At 66.5% G+C, this 16,612-nt stretch carries 15 protein-coding genes and 1 pseudogene; 9 read left to right on the top strand and 7 right to left on the bottom strand.

Annotated features, from left to right (window positions below):
• A pseudogene (locus Q1J95_RS08370) lies at positions 1-649 on the top strand (serine hydroxymethyltransferase); the annotation flags it as partial.
• Between the two features lie 104 nt (positions 650-753).
• Positions 754-1,638, top strand: a complete 885-nt coding sequence (locus Q1J95_RS08365; protein ID WP_300267022.1) for a bifunctional methylenetetrahydrofolate dehydrogenase/methenyltetrahydrofolate cyclohydrolase — start codon at positions 754-756, stop codon at positions 1,636-1,638.
• A gap of 7 nt (positions 1,639-1,645) precedes the next feature.
• On the opposite strand, the gene Q1J95_RS08360 is transcribed toward Q1J95_RS08365, so the two are convergent.
• From Q1J95_RS08360 to Q1J95_RS08350, 3 genes are all read right to left on the bottom strand, one after another.
• Positions 1,646-2,365 (bottom strand): DUF6882 domain-containing protein, encoded by a 720-nt coding sequence (locus Q1J95_RS08360; protein WP_300267021.1) that lies wholly within the window; start codon positions 2,363-2,365, stop codon positions 1,646-1,648.
• Between the two features lie 128 nt (positions 2,366-2,493).
• The gene (xylA, locus tag Q1J95_RS08355) at positions 2,494-3,687 is read right to left on the bottom strand and encodes a xylose isomerase (protein ID WP_300267019.1); all 1,194 of its coding nucleotides are present in this window, start codon (positions 3,685-3,687) and stop codon (positions 2,494-2,496) included.
• Between the two features lie 90 nt (positions 3,688-3,777).
• Complete coding sequence (locus Q1J95_RS08350) at positions 3,778-4,779, bottom strand: LacI family DNA-binding transcriptional regulator (protein ID WP_300267018.1); 1,002 nt, start codon at positions 4,777-4,779, stop codon at positions 3,778-3,780.
• A gap of 189 nt (positions 4,780-4,968) precedes the next feature.
• On the opposite strand from Q1J95_RS08350, the gene Q1J95_RS08345 reads away from it, so the two are divergent.
• Genes Q1J95_RS08345 through Q1J95_RS08320 form a run of 6 tightly spaced genes read left to right on the top strand, consistent with a single transcriptional unit; the run spans position 4,969 to position 13,381 of the window.
• Complete coding sequence (locus Q1J95_RS08345; protein WP_300267016.1) at positions 4,969-6,255, top strand: extracellular solute-binding protein; 1,287 nt, start codon at positions 4,969-4,971, stop codon at positions 6,253-6,255.
• 8 nt (positions 6,256-6,263) lie between these two features.
• Positions 6,264-7,274: a carbohydrate ABC transporter permease gene (locus Q1J95_RS08340; RefSeq protein WP_300267015.1), complete on the top strand. Its 1,011-nt coding sequence runs from the start codon at positions 6,264-6,266 to the stop codon at positions 7,272-7,274.
• 11 nt (positions 7,275-7,285) lie between these two features.
• Positions 7,286-8,161: a carbohydrate ABC transporter permease gene (locus tag Q1J95_RS08335; RefSeq protein ID WP_300267023.1), complete on the top strand. Its 876-nt coding sequence runs from the start codon at positions 7,286-7,288 to the stop codon at positions 8,159-8,161.
• Positions 8,162-8,200: 39 nt separating this feature from the next.
• The gene (locus Q1J95_RS08330) at positions 8,201-10,597 is read left to right on the top strand and encodes a glycoside hydrolase family 3 N-terminal domain-containing protein (RefSeq protein WP_300267014.1); all 2,397 of its coding nucleotides are present in this window, start codon (positions 8,201-8,203) and stop codon (positions 10,595-10,597) included.
• Entirely contained in the window at positions 10,594-12,186 is a 1,593-nt protein-coding gene (locus Q1J95_RS08325) for a glycoside hydrolase family 43 protein (protein WP_300267013.1), read from the top strand. Before Q1J95_RS08330 ends, Q1J95_RS08325 begins: the two co-directional genes overlap by 4 nt.
• Positions 12,187-12,220: 34 nt before the next feature.
• Positions 12,221-13,381 (top strand): ROK family transcriptional regulator, encoded by a 1,161-nt coding sequence (locus Q1J95_RS08320; RefSeq protein WP_300267012.1) that lies wholly within the window; start codon positions 12,221-12,223, stop codon positions 13,379-13,381.
• An 11-nt stretch (positions 13,382-13,392) separates the two neighbouring features.
• Here Q1J95_RS08320 and Q1J95_RS08315 read toward each other — a convergent pair whose 3' ends face one another.
• The gene (locus Q1J95_RS08315) at positions 13,393-13,842 is read right to left on the bottom strand and encodes a flavodoxin (RefSeq protein WP_300267011.1); all 450 of its coding nucleotides are present in this window, start codon (positions 13,840-13,842) and stop codon (positions 13,393-13,395) included.
• A gap of 48 nt (positions 13,843-13,890) precedes the next feature.
• On the opposite strand from Q1J95_RS08315, the gene Q1J95_RS08310 reads away from it, so the two are divergent.
• The gene (locus tag Q1J95_RS08310) at positions 13,891-14,082 is read left to right on the top strand and encodes a hypothetical protein (RefSeq protein ID WP_300267009.1); all 192 of its coding nucleotides are present in this window, start codon (positions 13,891-13,893) and stop codon (positions 14,080-14,082) included.
• Between the two features lie 15 nt (positions 14,083-14,097).
• On the opposite strand, the gene Q1J95_RS08305 is transcribed toward Q1J95_RS08310, so the two are convergent.
• The 3 genes from Q1J95_RS08305 to hpaD form a co-directional block, all read right to left on the bottom strand.
• Positions 14,098-14,904 carry an HpcH/HpaI aldolase/citrate lyase family protein gene (locus tag Q1J95_RS08305; RefSeq protein ID WP_300267007.1) on the bottom strand — a complete coding sequence of 269 codons (807 nt, stop codon included), beginning with the start codon at positions 14,902-14,904 and terminating at the stop codon, positions 14,098-14,100.
• Positions 14,889-15,677: a fumarylacetoacetate hydrolase family protein gene (locus Q1J95_RS08300; protein ID WP_300267006.1), complete on the bottom strand. Its 789-nt coding sequence runs from the start codon at positions 15,675-15,677 to the stop codon at positions 14,889-14,891. Before Q1J95_RS08300 ends, Q1J95_RS08305 begins: the two co-directional genes overlap by 16 nt.
• On the bottom strand, positions 15,674-16,612 hold a 939-nt coding region (gene hpaD, locus Q1J95_RS08295; protein WP_300267005.1), incomplete at its 5' end, for a 3,4-dihydroxyphenylacetate 2,3-dioxygenase. The genes hpaD and Q1J95_RS08300, both read right to left, overlap by 4 nt.

The following is a 16,612-nucleotide window of genomic DNA, read 5'->3' as shown; positions in this document are numbered from 1 at the left end:
GCTCGTCGCCGCGGGCGTGCACCCCAACCCCGTGCCGCACGCGCACGTGGTCTCGTCGACGGTGCACAAGACGATCGGCGGCCCGCGCTCGGGCTTCATCCTGACCAACGACGCCGACATCGCGAAGAAGATCAACTCGGCTGTGTTCCCGGGGCAGCAGGGCGGCCCGCTGATGCACGTGATCGCCGCGAAGGCTACGGCGTTCAAACTCGCTGGCACCGCGGAGTTCAAAGACCGCCAGCAGCGCACCGTCAGTGGCGCGGCGATCCTCGCTGATCGCCTGACGCGTCAGGACGTGGCGGATGCCGGTATTGCCGTGCGCTCGGGCGGAACCGATGTGCACCTCGTGCTCGTCGATCTGCGTGACGCTGAGCTCGACGGCAAGCAGGCAGAAGATCTGCTGCACGAGATCCACATCACAGTCAACCGCAACGCGGTGCCGAACGACCCGCGTCCGCCGATGGTCACCTCGGGCCTGCGCATCGGCACATCGGCCCTGGCCACGCGAGGCTTCGGCGATGCCGAGTTCACCGAGGTCGCTGACATCATCGCGCTCGCGCTGTTGCCCGGTGCTGATGTCGCGGCGCTGAAGGCGCGCGTCGACGCCCTGGCCGCGGCCTTCCCCCTGTACCCCGAGCTGCAGCAGTAGGGCCTTCGTTTTCGCGAGACAGGGTTTCCAGCATGAGACCAGGGGTGCCTGCACCCGTCTCATGCTGCAAACCCCGTCTCGCACGCTGAGAGGAAGTTGAGACCATGACCGCGCAGATTCTGGACGGCAAGGCAGCGGCAGCCGAGATCAAGGCAGAGCTGGCCGAGCGCGTGGCGGCGCTGCGTGAGCAGGGGATCGTGCCCGGCATCGCCACGGTGCTCGTGGGAGCCGACCCGGCCTCGCAGCTGTACGTGGGTATGAAGCACCGGCAGTCCGAGGCGATCGGGATGAACTCGATCCAGCGCGAACTGCCGGCCGACACCACCCAGGCCGAGGTCGAGGCGCTGATCGATGAGCTCAACGCCGACCCGGCGTGCCACGGCTACATCGTGCAGCTGCCGTTGCCGAAGCACATCGACACCGACGCTGTGCTCGAGCGCATCGATCCCGCGAAGGATGCCGATGGGCTGCACCCCACGAATCTGGGCCGGCTCGTGCTGAATGTGAACGCGCCGATCCACACGCCCCTGCCGTGCACGCCCCGCGGGGTCATCGAGCTGCTGCTGCGCAATGACTACGATCTGGCGGGCAAGCACGTCGTGGTTGTCGGCCGCGGCGTGACGATCGGGCGCTCGATCGGGTTGCTTCTGACCCGGCGCGAACTCAATGCGACGGTTACGCTGACCCACACCGGCACGGTCGATATGCCCAAGCACCTGCGAGAGGCAGACGTCATCGTCGCCGCGGCGGGGGTCAAGCACCTCATCCGTCGGGAAGACGTCAAACCCGGTGCGGCCGTGCTCGATGTCGGCGTCACCCGTGAGGACGACCCGGAGACCGGAAAGTCAAAGGTCTACGGCGATGTGGATCCGGCAGTCGCCGAGGTGGCCGGTGCCGTTTCGCCGAACCCCGGAGGGGTCGGGCCGATGACCGTCGCACTCCTGCTCACGAACGTGGTCGAGGCCGCCGAGCGGCTTGTCGCCGACTGACTGGGGCTCAGCCGCCGAGGGAGCTCTCGACGCCGGTGATGCGTGCCTGGTCGTCGAAGCGGAAGGTCGCAGAGCCGGATGCATCGGTGACGGTCGCGCCGCTGAACGCCTCGTCGGTCCACTGCAGGTCCCAGCCGGCGAGGCGGGCGGCATCCCACAGTGACGAACGAGCGTCGCTGAGGCTGAGGGTCGACAGCATGCGCGGAGTCTTGATGACGGCGTCGGCGACGGTGGTCGCCGCGATCGGTGCATCGAGCAGGAAGACCGCGCGGGTGCCGCCGCCGACCGGGGCCGAATAATACGGCGAACGACCGGTGATCTCCGTCGCGACCGTGCCGATCTGGTGTGCGGCCTGCGCGATCCAGGCGTCGAGATCGTCGCCGGTGTCTTCGGGGAACGCCAGCTCGGGCTGGCTGAGCTCGGCGATCTGATACTGAGTGCCGTAGTCGCGCAGCTGCGCGGCCACTCCCTGTGGGTCGCCCTGCGGGTGTGCCCAGGCCCACATGAGCGACCGGGGTCCCGGCGCGATCGTCGCGATCATGTGCGGGCGGGTGATCAGCTGACGCGTGGCATCCGCCTTGGAGGTGAAGGTGAGCGTTCCCGCAGCCATATCGGCATCCCACCGATTCTCGCCCAGCGCTTCGACGGCGTCGGTGAGAGCGTCTTGACGAAGAGCGGCGAAGAGGGCGGCACGATCGGCGAGGGGCTGGAGAGCTGCGAAGGTCATGATTCCAGTGTGGCGGGGATTCCTATGAATGCGCCACCTGAGATGCGAACCCGCCCGCCCGCCGCTGACCCGGTACGAAACGGGGTGAAAGAGCGTCAGCGCCGAGCGGGCGAGTGGTCACGGAGGCGTCAGCGCGCGCCGAGCAGGTGCTCGGAGGCGAGCTGCTGCAGGCGCACGAAACCGGAGCCCTTCGCGCCGAAGTACGCGTCGGTGTCGAAGTCCTCGTAGGCGCTGCGGTCAGTGAGCAGGTCGTCGTAGCTCTCGCCGGGGTTCAGCGTCGGGGTAGCAAGCTCGTCTACCTTGGCGGCAGCCAGTGCCTCTAGCACCTCGGGGTCGGCGCGGAAGGCGGCGGCGCGCTCTTTGAGCAGCAAGTACATGCGCATGTTGGCCGCAGCCGAGTCCCAGACGCCCGATTCGTCCTCGGTGCGCGCGGGTTTGTAGTCGAAGTGGCGCGGACCGTCATAGGCGGGTACTCCGCCTGGGCCACCGTTCTCGAGGAGGTCGACGAGAGAGAACGCGTTGTGCAGGTCGCCGTGGCCGAACACGAGGTCCTGGTCGTATTTGATGCTGCGCTGACCGTTGAGGTCGATGTGGAAGAGCTTGCCGTGGTACAACGCCTGTGCGACACCGGCGGTGAAGTTGAGACCGGCCATCTGCTCGTGCCCGACTTCGGGGTTCACACCGAACAGCTCGGGGCGCTCGAGGGAACTGATGAAGGCGATCGCGTGTCCGAGCGTGGGCAGCAGGATGTCGCCGCGAGGCTCATTGGGCTTGGGTTCGATCGCGAAGCGGATGTCGTAGCCTTTGTCGGTGACGTACTGGGCGAGCAGGTTCACTGACTCGCGGTAGCGCTCCAGGGCCTGTCGGACGTCTTTGGCCGTGTCGAACTCGGCACCTTCGCGGCCGCCCCACATGACGAAGGTCTTCGCGCCGAGCTCAGCGCCCAGATCGAGCTGGCGCAGTACCTTGCGCAGGGCGTAACGTCGCACCTCGCGGTCGTTGGAGGTGAATCCGCCGTCTTTGAACACCGGTGCGCTGAACAGGTTCGTGGTCACCATCGGCACGACGAGCCCGGTTTCGGACAGGGCGCCCTTGAGGCGGTCGATCTGCTTCTGGCGCCCAGCATCGGTCGAGCCGAAGGCGAAGAGATCGTCGTCATGGAAGGTCAGTCCGTAGGCTCCCAGCTCGGCGAGCTTCTCGACGGCGTGGACGACGTCGAGGTCGGGACGGGTGGGGCCTCCGAACGGGTCGTTGCCGTTGTAGTCGATGGTCCACAGGCCGAAGGAGAACTTGTCCTCAGGGGTGGGTGTGGGGGTGGTCATGGCAGCTCCTCTGCGAGCGGACGAATATAAGTTGTGAGAGACAACATAAGCGAAGATGGCGCGGCGCGCAATCGAGTCGGCGAACGCGCCTCAGGGCATGCGGGGCGCGGCCGTGGATTCGCGGACGATCAGCGTCGTCGGCATCCGAACCGGTTCTGGATCGTTTCCGCGTAGCACTTCCAGCAGCATCTGCACGGCGGCGGTGCCCATCTCGGGGAGGGGCTGGCGCACTGTGGTGAGCTGTGGCGTGTGGGAGCCTGCGTCGAGAATGTCATCGAAGCCGACGACCGAGAGGTCATCGGGGATGCGCAGACCGCGCTTGGTCGCCACCCGCATCATCTCGATGGCAGACAGGTCGTTGGCAGCGAATACGGCGGTCGGGGTGTCTGCCAGGTCGAGGACGGCATGGGCAGCGGCGGTGGAATCGGCGGCGCGATACCCGCCGTCGGCGACGAGCGCGGGATCGAGGCGGATGCCGGCGGCATGAAGTGCATCGCGGTAGCCCTGTTCGCGTTCCTGGGCGGATTCGAGGTCAGTGCGTCCGCGCAGATGGGCGATGCGGCGGTGGCCCCGTTCGATCAGATGCTCGGTCGCCGCGCGTGCGCCTTCGATGTTCGCCACGCTGATGGTGGCTGAGTCGTTGGCGCCGACATGGGGGTCGACGGAGACGATCGGCACCGAGGAAGCTGCGCGCGTGGTGGTGGGAGTCACGAGGATCGCTCCGTCGATGAGCGTTCCGCCCAGGCGCGACAGCGACCTCTGCTCCCAGCCCCGGTGCTCGCCGGCTGAGACGGTTCCTGCATAGGCGAGGACGTCGTAGTCTGTGTTCTCCAGCGCCGCAGAGACCCCGCGCAGCAGCTGCAGGGAGAACGGCTCGAACTCTGCCACGAGTACGCCGATGACGTTCGTGCTCTGCCGCCGCATCGATGTGGCCACGAGCGAACTCTCGTAGCCGAGGTCAGCGACGACTTCCATGACGTGCGCCAGTGTCGCAGCCGAGACCCCGTAGCGTCCGTTGATGGCTTTCGATACGGTCGCAACCGACACTCCGGCAGTGCGAGCGACATCGTTGATCGTGGTCCGGCGATTCATGGGGCTACTATAACCGCATCTTAGAAAACGTTATCGATATCGATTGACATCTCCGGTGCGGAGGTGTCAGAGTGTCCGCACAGCATATTGGTGTTGCTGGCAACAAATTGGGCGCCCGGCCCGACGTCGTGGCGCGACTCACTGCACGCGGCAGTGGTGCAATCACTCGATGAAGAGGAGAACACGGCAATGAAGACGCGCAATGCTCGAACGGCAGCGGCAGCCGTCGCCGGACTGATGGTGCTGGGGCTCGCAGCCTGTTCCGGGGATTCCGGCGGTGGCGGCGAGGGCGGCACCCTCACCCTGTGGCACAACTCCACAACCGGTCCGGGTAAGCAGTACTGGGAAGACGCAGCTGCAGCGTTCCACGAAGAGAATCCCGACGTCACGATCGACGTCACCTCGATCCAGAACGAAGACATGGATGGCAAGCTGCAGACCGCTGTCAACTCCGGTGACATGCCCGATATCTTCATGGCGCGCGGCGGTGGAAAGCTCGCTGACATCGTCAGTGCTGGCGCGGTGAAAGATCTCTCCGACCTCATCGACGATGACGTGAAGAGCGCTTTCGGTGATGCGCCGTTCAGTGCCTTCACCATCGACGACAAGATCTATGGCATGCCCAGCGCCGTACTGCCCGGCGGCATCTTCTACAGCCAGGACCTCTTCGAGCAGGCCGGCATCACCTCCGAGCCGTCCACGATCGGCGAGCTGGAGGATGCCGTCGACAAGCTCAAGGCGGCCGGGATCCAGCCGATCGCTCTCGGGGCGAAGGATGCGTGGCCCGCTGCGCACTGGTATTACTTCTTCGCCGTGCGAGCCTGTAGTGAGGACATCATCGCGAATCTGTCGACCAACGCCGATTTCACCGACGGATGCTGGCTCGAAGCCGCCGAGAGTCTGGCGGATTTCGTCGCTGTCGAGCCGTTCAACGAGGGCTTCCTGACGACATCCGCGCAAGAGGGTGCGAACTCGTCAGCGGGGCTCGTCGCCAACCACAAGGCAGCCATGGAGCTCATGGGCGCTTGGGACGTCGGTGTGATCGCCGGGCTGACCCCCGATGAGCAGCCGTTGCCCGACCTGGGCTGGTTCCCTTTCCCTGAAGTCGATGGCGGTGACGGCGCCCCCGGCGCCATGATGGGTGGCGTCGACGGGTACTCGTGCTCGAACGACTCTCCGACGGCATGCGAGGACTTCCTCAACTTCATCGCGTCGAAGGAGTGGCAAGAGAACTACGCCGTCGCGTTCCAGACCATCCCCGCCTCACAAGAAGCCACCGGCGCCGTCACTGATCCCTCGCTGATTCCCCTCATGGAGGCGTACAGCACTGCGCCGTACGTTGCCCTGTGGCTGGACACCGCACTCGGCCAGAACGTCGGTAATGCGCTGAACGTCGGAGTCGTCGAGCTGCTCGCCGGTCAGGGTGACCCCGAGAGCCTCGTGGCAGAGATCTCCAATGCCGCAGAGCGGGGCTGAGCCGGACGATGACCGATACCCAGGTGAGGGCAGCGGCCGTGCCTGAGAGCGACGTTCGCACCGGGGCTGGCGCCACGCCGGCCCCGGTGCGCCGGCGCCCGCGTGCCGACTGGCGCAAACGCGGCGAGATCGCGTTGCTCTCGGGCCCGGCGCTGCTCATGTTCGTCGGATTCGTCATCTTTCCGGTGGCAATGGCGGCGTTCTACGGCTTCTTCAAATGGAACGGCTTCGGCTGGCCCACCGAGTTCGTCGGTCTCAACAACTACTTCCTCATCTGGCAGGACGAATCCTTCCGCGACGCGGTGCTGCACAACTTCATCATCGTCGTGCTCTCGCTCGTCATGCAGGGGCCCATCGCGATTCTGTTCGCGCTGCTGCTGAATCAGAAGATGCGCGGCCGCTCGCTGATCCGGGTGTTGATCTTCATGCCGTACGTGATCTCGGAGGTCATCGTCGGCATCGGATGGAGCCTGATGATGCAGGATGCCGGGGCGCTGAACTCGCTCCTCGACAAATGGGGGCTCGGCGCGCTGCAGCAGTCGTGGCTCGCCGATCCTGCCATCGCGATGTGGACGCTGATGATCATCATCACGTGGAAGTACATCGGTTTCGCCGTCATTCTCATGCTCGCGGGCATGCAGTCCATCCCTGACGAGCTCTATGAAGCGGCAGCGATCGACGGCGCCGGGTTCTGGAAGATCCAGTGGAGCATCACGCTGCCGCTTCTGGGCCCGACCATCCGGATCTGGGCGTTTCTCTCGATCATCGGTTCGCTGCAGCTGTTCGATCTGGTCAACATCATCTGGGGGCAGTACATCGCGTCGACCGCGGGCACCTCGACGATGGCGACCTACATGTACCAGAACGGACATCTCGCCGGCAGCTACGGCTTCGGTAACGCAGTGGCCGTGATGCTCTTTCTCATCTCCCTCGTCATCGCCCTCGTGTATCAGCGCTTCGTCCTGCGGCGCGACACCGAAGGGGCCGTGACCGGTGCAAGCGGAAGGAAACGCGCGTGACCACCGAGAATCTGCGCACCTCGCTCGTTGTACAGCCCCGCAAGCCAGGGCGCCCGCCACGCCAGCCGAAGGCGCGCTGGGGGAGCCCGGGGGTCTACCTGATCGCCGTCGTGCTGATCACCATCTGCATCACCCCGGTGCTGTACATCATCATCGGCGGGTTTCGCACGAACGCCCAGATCACGATGGATCCGTCGGCGTTTCCCGCACCGTGGGAACTCGCCAACTACGGCGACGTGCTGGTCAGCTCGGAGTTCTGGACGGCGATGGTCAACTCGACCATCTCGGCCATCGGAACAACGGTCGGAGCCGTGCTGCTGGGCGTCATGGCCAGCTACGTGATCGCACGCTATGACTTCGGCGGACGTGGCGTGATGTACGCACTGTTCGCCGCAGGTCTCATGTTCCCGATCACCGTGGCGATCACGCCGCTGTACCTGCTGGTTCGCAACCTCGGCCTGGTCAACTCTCTCGCTGGCATCATCCTGCCGCAGATCGCCTTCGCGCTGCCGGTGACCATCATCATCCTCGTTCCGTTCCTGCGTGCGATTCCGAACGAGCTGGAGGAAGCAGCTGCCATCGACGGGGCCTCGCGCCTCGGCTTCTTCTGGCGCATGGTGATCCCGCTGAGCCTGCCGGGGGTCATCACCGTCGGCATCCTGGCGTTTGTCGGCGCGTGGAACGGTTACTTGCTGCCGCTGTTCATCCTCAGCGACCCGAGTCTGTTCACTCTGCCGCTGGGCGTGCAGAACTTCGCCTCGCAGTACTCGGTCGACACCGCGCGTGTACTCGCGTACACATCGCTGTCGATGCTGCCGGCGCTGATCTTCTTCAGCCTGTTCGAACGCCGTATCGTCGGCGGGCTCACCGGCGCGGTCAAGGGCTGAGGTCGCACCATGGTTTTCACATCTTCACCGGAGGCTCGCATGAGCGAAGACATCCCGGCGTTCCCGGTCGCGTCGCCCCGTGTGGCGGAGCTTCTGGCACGCATGAGCATCGAAGAGAAGGTCGCGCAACTGGGCGGCTACTGGCTCGACCAGGGGGGTGAGGTCGTCGCGCCGATGCAGAACGAGATGGGCGGCGATGCTGCACCCGCGGCGCTCGCGGACATCACGAAGGACGGCATCGGACATTACACCCGCGTGTACGGGACGCGCCCGGTCGATCCTGCTGAGCGTGCCGCGTGGCTGTGGGAGGAACAGCGCCGGCTCAAGCGCGAGACCCGACTCGGCATCCCGGCGCTCGTGCATGAGGAGTGCCTGACCGGGCTTGCGGCGTGGAAGGCGGCGACCTTTCCTACGCCGCTGGCTTGGGGCGCGTCGTTCGACCCCGAGCTCGTCGCCGAGATGGGCGCGCTGATCGGGGAGTCGATGCGTGAGCTGGGCATCCATCAGGGGCTCGCTCCCGTGCTCGATGTCGTCCGTGATCCGCGTTGGGGTCGGGTGGATGAGTGCATCGGGGAAGACCCCTATCTCGTGGGGACGGTCGGTACCGCTTATGTGCAGGGGCTGCAATCGCGTGGGGTGCACGCGACGCTGAAGCACTTCCTCGGCTACTCTGGCTCGCACGCCGGACGCAACCACGCCCCGGTTTCTGCCGGGCCACGCGAGGTCGCCGATGTGTTCCTCCCGCCGTTCGAGATGGCGATCCGTGATGGCGGTGTGAAGAGTGTGATGAACAGCTACGCCGAGATCGACGGTGTGCCCGTCGCCTCGGACCCCCGGCTGCTGACCGCGCTCCTGCGTGAACAGCTCGGCTTCGAGGGCGTCGTGGTGGCCGACTATTTCGCTGTGGCGTTCCTCGAGGCGATGCACGCGGTCGCCGCTGATCGGGGGGAAGCCGCCCACCAGGCACTGATCGCGGGTATCGATATCGAACTTCCCTCCGCAGACGCCTATGGCGCAGCGCTGGTCGAGCGGGTGCGCTCGGGGAAGCTCGATGAGGGCTACCTGGATCGCGCGGTCATCCGTGCTCTGTCGCAGAAAGACGAGCTGGGCCTGCTCGATCCGGATGCCTTCGAGTCTGATCCGCCGCAGGAAATCGATCTCGATACCCCGCGCCACCGTGCAGTCGCGCGCCGGCTCGCCGAGCAGTCGCTGGTGCTGTTGTCGAACGATGGCGCGTTGCCGCTGGCGACGAAGGCGAAGAGCATTGCGGTGATCGGTCCCAATGCCGACCGGGCTGAAGCCCTGCAGGGGTGCTATTCGTTTGCGAACCATGTGCTCGCGCACCACCCCGAATACGAGATCGGCTTCGAGATTCCGACGGTGCGCGAAGCGCTGGTCGAAGCGTTGCCCGAAGCCGAGATCATCGTCGCTCGTGGCTGCGAGGTCGATGGCGACGACCGTTCGGGTTTCGAAGCTGCCGCGGAGGTGGCATCAGCCGCGGACGTGGCGATCGTCGTGGTCGGCGATCAGGCGGGGCTGTTCGGACGCGGCACTGTCGGAGAGGGCAATGATACCGAGTCGCTTGAGCGTCCCGGCGTCCAGCGCGAGCTCATCGAGCGGCTCGTGGCCACCGGAACACCGGTGGTGATGGTGATGCTCACCGGTCGCCCCTACGCCGTCGGCTGGGCGCTGGATGCCGGTGACGACGGGCCCCGACAGCTGCCGGCGGCCGTTGTGCAGTCGTTCTTTCCCGGAGAGGAAGGCGCTCGGGCAGTGGCCGATGTGCTGACCGGCGCCGCATCGCCCTCGGGTCGGTTGCCGGTGAGCCTGCCGCGGTCGGCGGGGGCGCAGCCCTATGCGTACCTGCATCCGATTCTGGGTGGTGCGTCGGAGGTGACCTCCTCCGACCCGACACCGGTGCGCCCGTTCGGATTCGGGCTGTCGTACACCGATTTCGCGTACGACGAGCTGCGGGTAGATTCCCACGCAGCGACGAGCGGGCGCTTCGCGGCGTCGGTCACCGTCACCAACACGGGCCAGCGCGCGGCGACCGACGTCGTCCAGCTGTACGGGCGCGATGTGGTCGCATCGGTGACCCGGCCGGTCGCTGGGCTGCTCGGGTACGCCCGTGTGTCACTCGAACCCGGTCAGTCCCGGAGGGTGAGCTTCGACGTGCCGACAGCGCGACTGGCGTTCACTGATCGCACCGGTACCCGCGTCGTCGAACCCGGTGACATCGAGGTCTGGGTCGCCTCGCACGCGGCGGCTTCTCCGGTTCAGCTGGACGATGCGACCGCCGGCGTGATCTCAAACGCGCGCGGTCGCCATGCGCACGAGATCCCGGGATCGGCCACACCGTCCCGGACCCTCGTGCTCACCGGCGATGTGCACGCCGTGACCGCCGCTGACGCCCGCATCGTCGAGGCGTCATGGTGACGATCACGGCAACCAATCCGATCCTTCCTGGCTGCTATCCCGACCCGTCGATCTGCCGGGTGGGGGAGACCTACTACCTCGTGAGTTCGACGTTCGAGTATCTGCCGGGGCTTCCGATCATGCGCTCACGAGACCTGGTGCACTGGGAGACGGTGGGCCATGCTATCGATCGCGCGGGGATGCTGGATTTCGAGGGCATCCGCTCATCTGGTGGGCTGTATGCGCCCACGATCCGCCATGACGGTGAGCGCTTCTGGATCGTGTGCACCCTCGTCGACCAGGCCGATGCCACCCGCGGCGGCAATTTCGTGATCACCGCTCGGGACGCGCGGGGCCCCTGGAGCGAGCCGATCTGGCTGGACGTCGACGGCATCGACCCCTCGGTCGCGTTCGACGAGACGGGTCGGGTGTGGATGCACGGCACACGCCTGGCGCGTGAACCGCAGTGGTATCACCAGACCGAGGTCTGGGTGCGTGAATACTCGCGTGATGAGCGGGCGCTTGTGGGCGAGGAGCATGTGATCTGGCGCGGCGCGCTCGATCGTGTGGTGTGGGCGGAGGCGCCGCACCTGTTTCTGGTTGACGGATGCTGGTATCTGATCGCCGCCGAAGGGGGCACCGAGTTCCATCACGCCGTCAGCGTGGCCCGCGCCGATGCCCTGACCGGCCCCTACGAAGGTAACCGCGCAAACCCGGTTTTCACGCACCGGCACCTGGGCCGAAGCGCCCCGGTCATCGGCGCGGGGCACGCCGATCTCGTCCAGACGCCGGATGGCACCTGGCAGGCGGTCATGCTCGCGATGCGCGCGCAGGACGGCTATCACTATCCGCTCGGGCGTGAGACCTTTCTGTGTCCGGTGGTCTGGGAGGACGGCTGGCCGGTGTTCGCACCCGGTCGAGGATCGCTTCCCGAGACGTTCGAGGTCTCGGCCGAGGATGAGGATGCGGTGGCGGATGCAGATGCGGGTACGTGGCAGCCGGACGCCCACCGCTCAGGAGAGGTTTCACCGGACGATCTGCGATGGACGGGGCTGCGGGCGCTGCCCGAGCAGGTCGCCCACATCGCCGGCGACGGCACATGGACCTTGCCGGTGCGCGCCGCGTCGCTGGCGGATGCCGCAGCCGTGGCGTTCGTGGGTGTGCGCCAGCAGCACGTCGATGTCGACGTGATGATCGAGCTCGACGTCTCGGCGCTCGTCGATGGTGAGACGGTGGGGCTCGTGGTCAGGCAGTCCGAATGCGATCACGCCACCGTGCAGGTCACACGGCACCCGAACGAATGTGTGATGCGGGTGGTGCACCGCCAGGGCGGCCACGAACGCATCTTGGCTGAGAGCGTGCGCGAACGTGCGGACTCGGTTCGCCTGGGCGTGCGCGCACGCGCGTATGACTATGCGCTCCTCGCCGGGGGAGAGGTCCTCCATACGGTGGACGGGCGAGAGCTCGATGCCTCATCGACGGGCGGGTTCCTCGGCCTGTGGCTGGGCGTGTTCGCGACCAGTCATTCCCAGGCACCACGCGGTAGCGTCGGCATCCGCTCATTTCGCTACGAGCCTTCCGGGGCTGATTCGGCTGTGCCGATACGCTGAAGGCACTGGTACAGCCCACGGAAATGAGTCATCGATGAGGGAACGCACAACCGCGGTCGAGGCTGTGCGCCGGACGAACCTCGGCGAAGTTCTGCGTCTCGTCCATCACGAGGGAGCACGATCGCGATCCGTCATCACCGCCGAGACGGGGTTGAACCGCTCCACGGTGGCCGATCTGGTCACCGTCCTTGTGGAGCATGGACTTGTCGTCGAGCAGGAACCCGACCCGACCAAGCGTGCGGGGCGACCGAGCCCGGTCGTCGCCCCGAGCGCGGACGTGGTCGCCATCGGCGTGAACCCCGAGGTCGACGCGATCGAGATCGGCGCGGTCTCGTTGGGCGGCGGTCTGCGGATGCGCAGCCGCATCGAACGTGACGATGTGCCGAGTGTAGCGGATGCCGTCGCCACCGTCGTCGAGACGGTGAAGCGGTGGCGACGCGACGAACTCGCCTCCTGTCGCCTCATCGGTGTCGGGGTCGCGGTGCCAGGGCTCGTGCGCGCTGCTGATGGCCTCGTGCGGCTGGCGCCGCACCTCGACTGGCGCGATGAAGACCTCGTGAGCCCGCTCTCGTCCGCGCTCGAACTGCCGGTCACCGTCGACAATGACGCCTCGCTCGGCGCACGCGCTGAGCACCTGTTCGGCGCTGCACGGGTGCACGCGGATGTCGTCTACCTCAACGGCGGTGCCAGCGGTATCGGCGGCGGGCTGATCCTCGACGGATCGCTCATTCGGGGGTCCGGCGGCTACGCGGGCGAATGGGGACAGACCCGGCCCGGCATCGCCCACGAATCTCACCGACGCACGCATGACGGCGTGCTCGAAGCAGAGGTCAGCCGCGCGCGGCTGCTGGCTGCCTCGCAGCTGATCGGCGGAGACGATGCCGCCCTGGTGGCTGCGCTCGCCGCAGCGGGCCCGACCGCCGACGAGGAGGTCGCCCGCCAACGGCGCGTGCTCGCGGCGGCGATCGGAAATGCAGCGAACGTGCTCAATCCCTCGATGGTCGTGCTCGGCGGATTTCTAGCGATTCTGCGCGAGAACGATCCGGAAGGCTTCGACGCCGATGTACGGGCCCGTTCTCTTGCGGTGGCGGCGGAAGGTCTGCAGATCGCCTCGGCTGCGCTCGGGCAGGATCGCCTGTTGATCGGCGCGGCCGAGTCCGCGTTCGCCCGGCTGCTGGCCGACCCTCTCGGCTGAGCGGAGGCGGTCTACAGGGTCAGCGACCAGGCGACGCTCGCCCCGAGCTCTTCGGCGCGCGTGAGATGCTCGCCCACGTCGCCAGTGAACACGACCGGGTCGGCGGCGAGGCGCAGCCCGTAGCCGGTGGTGATCGACTGCATCGCCCGTTCGGCGCCGGTGGTGTCGTGGCTGCGGTGGATCCAATACGAGAACGCACGTCCGCGTGTCGCCTCGTGGGTGTCGGTGTACGTCGTATCGAAGAAGTGCTTGAGCGCGCCGGAGATGTACCCGAAGTTTGCCGTGGTGCCGAAGATGACAGCATGCGCGTCGAGCAGATCGGTGGCCATCGCCTCGAGCGCAGCCCGTTCGATGACCTCGACACCCTCACTGCTTGCGGTGTGCGCGCCGCGCAGCACGGCCGCGGCGAGCTCGGCGACCTGGGGCGTCGGGGAGTGATGCACGATCAGCAGGCGGGCCATGTGTTCACCCTAGTTCCACCCAAATTGCAAACTGTTGACAGTTGGCGGGTGGACGACACGGCGGCGGTTGCGCGCGCTGATGGCACGCCAATCCCCGGCCTCTTCGCCGGCGGTGGCGTCGCGGCTGGTGTGTCGGGCAAAACAGGAGCCGACGGGTATTCTTCGGGTAACGGGCTTCTCACCGCGATCGGTCTGGGTCGTATCGCCGGTGTGAACGCAGCCCACGTGGCCGCAGTCTGACCTCACCCGCCGGGGTCAGTAGCTTTCGCGCTCGCCGTCGTCGACGTTCGTCCATTCCGCGGCCAGCTTCTCGGTCGCACGCGCCAGGATCGATACGTCGGCGGCGACGAGCGCGAAGTGTGCTCCGGCGTCGAGGTAGCGGCGCGCGGCCTCCGGGTTGAAGGCATTCACCCCGACGGGCTTTCCAGCCGCGCGCACCTCGGCGATCGTGTGCTCGACGGCCGCGACGACGTCGGGATGCTCCTGCTGACCGAGCAGTCCCATAGAGGCTGCGAGGTCGCTCGGGCCGATGAAGACCGCATCCACTCCGTCGACCTCGGCGATTGCGCGGGCGCCGCGCACCGCGGCATCCGTCTCGATCTGCACGGTCAGCGACGTGATCTCGTGGGCACGCTGCAGGTAGTTCTCGATGCGGTTCCACTGTCCGGCGCGCGCGAGCGCGCTGCCGACCCCACGGATGCCGCGTGGCGGGTAGCGGGTCGCGGCGACGGCGGCCGTGGCATCCGCTGCGCTGTTCACCATTGGCACGAGAATATTCTGCGCGCCCGCATCGAGGACCTGCTTGATCCAGACCGGGTCGGCCGACGGCACCCGCACGACCGGCGTGATCGGGTAGGGGGCGACAGCTTGCAGCAGAGCCACGGTCGATTCCAGCCCGATCGGGCTGTGCTCGCCGTCGATCAGCGTCCAGTCGAGCCCGGATCCGGCGACGATCTCAGCGGCGACCGGGCTGCCCGAGCAGATCCACGCGCCGATGAATGGCCGCGACACCGCCGCCAGACGCTCGCGCAGCGATGGCGCCGGTTCTAGACGAAACGACATTCAATGACTCCCATCTCCCGGTAATCACACCGCACCGCGTCGCCCTCGTGCACCCACATGGGCCGCGTGAATGATCCTGCCAGGATGATCTCACCCGCCTCGAGCCGCGCGCCGTGCTGATGGAACTTGTTCGCCAGCCACGCCACGCCGGTGGCGGGGTGGCCGAGCACCCCCTGCGCGACACCGGTCTCTTCGATCTCGCCGTTACGCGACAGCACACCCGGCACCCAGCGCAGGTCGATCTCGTCCGGTCGCTTGCGCACATCGCCGAGCACCATCGCACCGTACGCTGCGTTGTCGCTGATCGTGTCGACGATCGTGCGTCCTTCGAGCTCGATGTGCGAGTTCAGCACCTCGAGCGCGGGGACGGCGTAGTCGATCGCGGCGAGAGCGTCGTCGAGCGTGCAGTCGGGGCCTTCCAACGGCCGGCCCAGTACGAACGCGAGCTCGACCTCGATGCGCACGTTCGAGAAATCATCGAAGGGAATCTCTGCCCCGGAAGCATAGACGGTGTCATCGAACATGACGCCGTAGTCGGGCTCGGTGATGCCGGTTGCCTGCTGCATCGCTTTCGACGTCAGTCCGATCTTGCGGCCGACGAGCTTTCGACCCGCAGCGAGGTTCTTGTCACGCCAGATGCCTTGAATCGCGTAGGAGTCCTCGATCGTGGCATCCGGAAATCGCGCCGTCACGCGCGGGATCACACCGTGCGTACGGTCGGCTTCGGCGAGCTCAGAGGCGATCTGCTCGCGCTGGGCGGCGGTGAGCGTCACAGCTGGTTCCCCAGCTTGTACTCGCCCTGCTTCCACTCGGGCATCGACTCCTCGCCCTCGGCACGGCGGGTGTACGAGAAACCGTCGGCGCCGATCGTGACAGCCATCTCGCTGTCATCGGTGCGCGCGACGACCGGCTGCGGGTTGCCATCGAGATCCAGTACGAGCGAACCATCGGTGTACCACGAAGGGACGACGGGGTTGCCCCACCAGTCACGACGCTGATTGTCATGCACGTCCCAGGTGACAACTGGATTGTCGGGATCGCCGGTGTAGTAGTCCTGCGTGTACACCTCGACGCGGTGGCCGTCGGGGTCGCGCAGATACAGGTAGAACGCATTGCTCACGCCGTGCCGGCCCGGGCCGCGCTCGATCGCATCGGAACGGCGGAGGGCCCCGAGTCTGTCGCAGATGGCGAGAATGTTGTGCTTCTCGTGCGTCGCGAAGCACACGTGGTGCATACGCGGGCCGTCACCACCGGTCATCGCGGTGTCATGCACGGTGGGCTTGCGGCGCATCCACGCGGCATAGACCGTGCCCTCTTCGTCTTGGATGTCTTCTGTGACACGGAAGCCGAGGTCTTGCATGTACTTCACCGCGCGGGGCACGTCGGGGGTGATCTGGTTGAAGTGATCCAGCCGCACCAGCTCGCCGGGAATGTGCAGATCGTAGCGCCACGACATCCGCTCGACGTGATCGCTCTGGTAGAAGAACTCGTATGGGAACCCGAGAGGGTCGATCACGCGCACCGAATCGCCGATGCCTGTGACGAATCCGTCTTCCTTGCGACGTACCTCGCAGCCGAGTTCGGTGAAGAATGCGACGGCCCTGTCGAGGTCTTCCGGCGTACGCACCCGGTAGCTGAAGGCAGCGACCGCGGCGATCTCGCCCTTGCGTAGGACGAGATTGTGGTGGATGAACTCCTCGGTCGAGCG

Source organism: Microbacterium sp., assembly GCF_029263575.1.
Classification (GTDB): Bacteria; Actinomycetota; Actinomycetes; order Actinomycetales; family Microbacteriaceae; genus Microbacterium.
Note: the sequence above shows the minus strand (reverse complement) of the source record. Positions and strands in the feature narration are given on the sequence as shown.

What these genes read in the sequence shown, in the direction of transcription:
- Q1J95_RS08365 (WP_300267022.1), top strand. Translation starts at nt 754, where the DNA reads ATGACCGCGCAGATTCTGGACGGCAAGGCAGCGGCAGCCGAGATCAAG.
- Q1J95_RS08360 (WP_300267021.1), bottom strand. Translation starts at nt 2,365, where the DNA reads ATGACCTTCGCAGCTCTCCAGCCCCTCGCCGATCGTGCCGCCCTCTTC.
- xylA (WP_300267019.1), bottom strand. Translation starts at nt 3,687, where the DNA reads ATGACCACCCCCACACCCACCCCTGAGGACAAGTTCTCCTTCGGCCTG.
- Q1J95_RS08350 (WP_300267018.1), bottom strand. Translation starts at nt 4,779, where the DNA reads ATGAATCGCCGGACCACGATCAACGATGTCGCTCGCACTGCCGGAGTG.
- Q1J95_RS08345 (WP_300267016.1), top strand. Translation starts at nt 4,969, where the DNA reads ATGAAGACGCGCAATGCTCGAACGGCAGCGGCAGCCGTCGCCGGACTG.
- Q1J95_RS08340 (WP_300267015.1), top strand. Translation starts at nt 6,264, where the DNA reads ATGACCGATACCCAGGTGAGGGCAGCGGCCGTGCCTGAGAGCGACGTT.
- Q1J95_RS08330 (WP_300267014.1), top strand. Translation starts at nt 8,201, where the DNA reads ATGAGCGAAGACATCCCGGCGTTCCCGGTCGCGTCGCCCCGTGTGGCG.
- Q1J95_RS08320 (WP_300267012.1), top strand. Translation starts at nt 12,221, where the DNA reads ATGAGGGAACGCACAACCGCGGTCGAGGCTGTGCGCCGGACGAACCTC.
- Q1J95_RS08315 (WP_300267011.1), bottom strand. Translation starts at nt 13,842, where the DNA reads ATGGCCCGCCTGCTGATCGTGCATCACTCCCCGACGCCCCAGGTCGCC.
- Q1J95_RS08305 (WP_300267007.1), bottom strand. Translation starts at nt 14,904, where the DNA reads ATGTCGTTTCGTCTAGAACCGGCGCCATCGCTGCGCGAGCGTCTGGCG.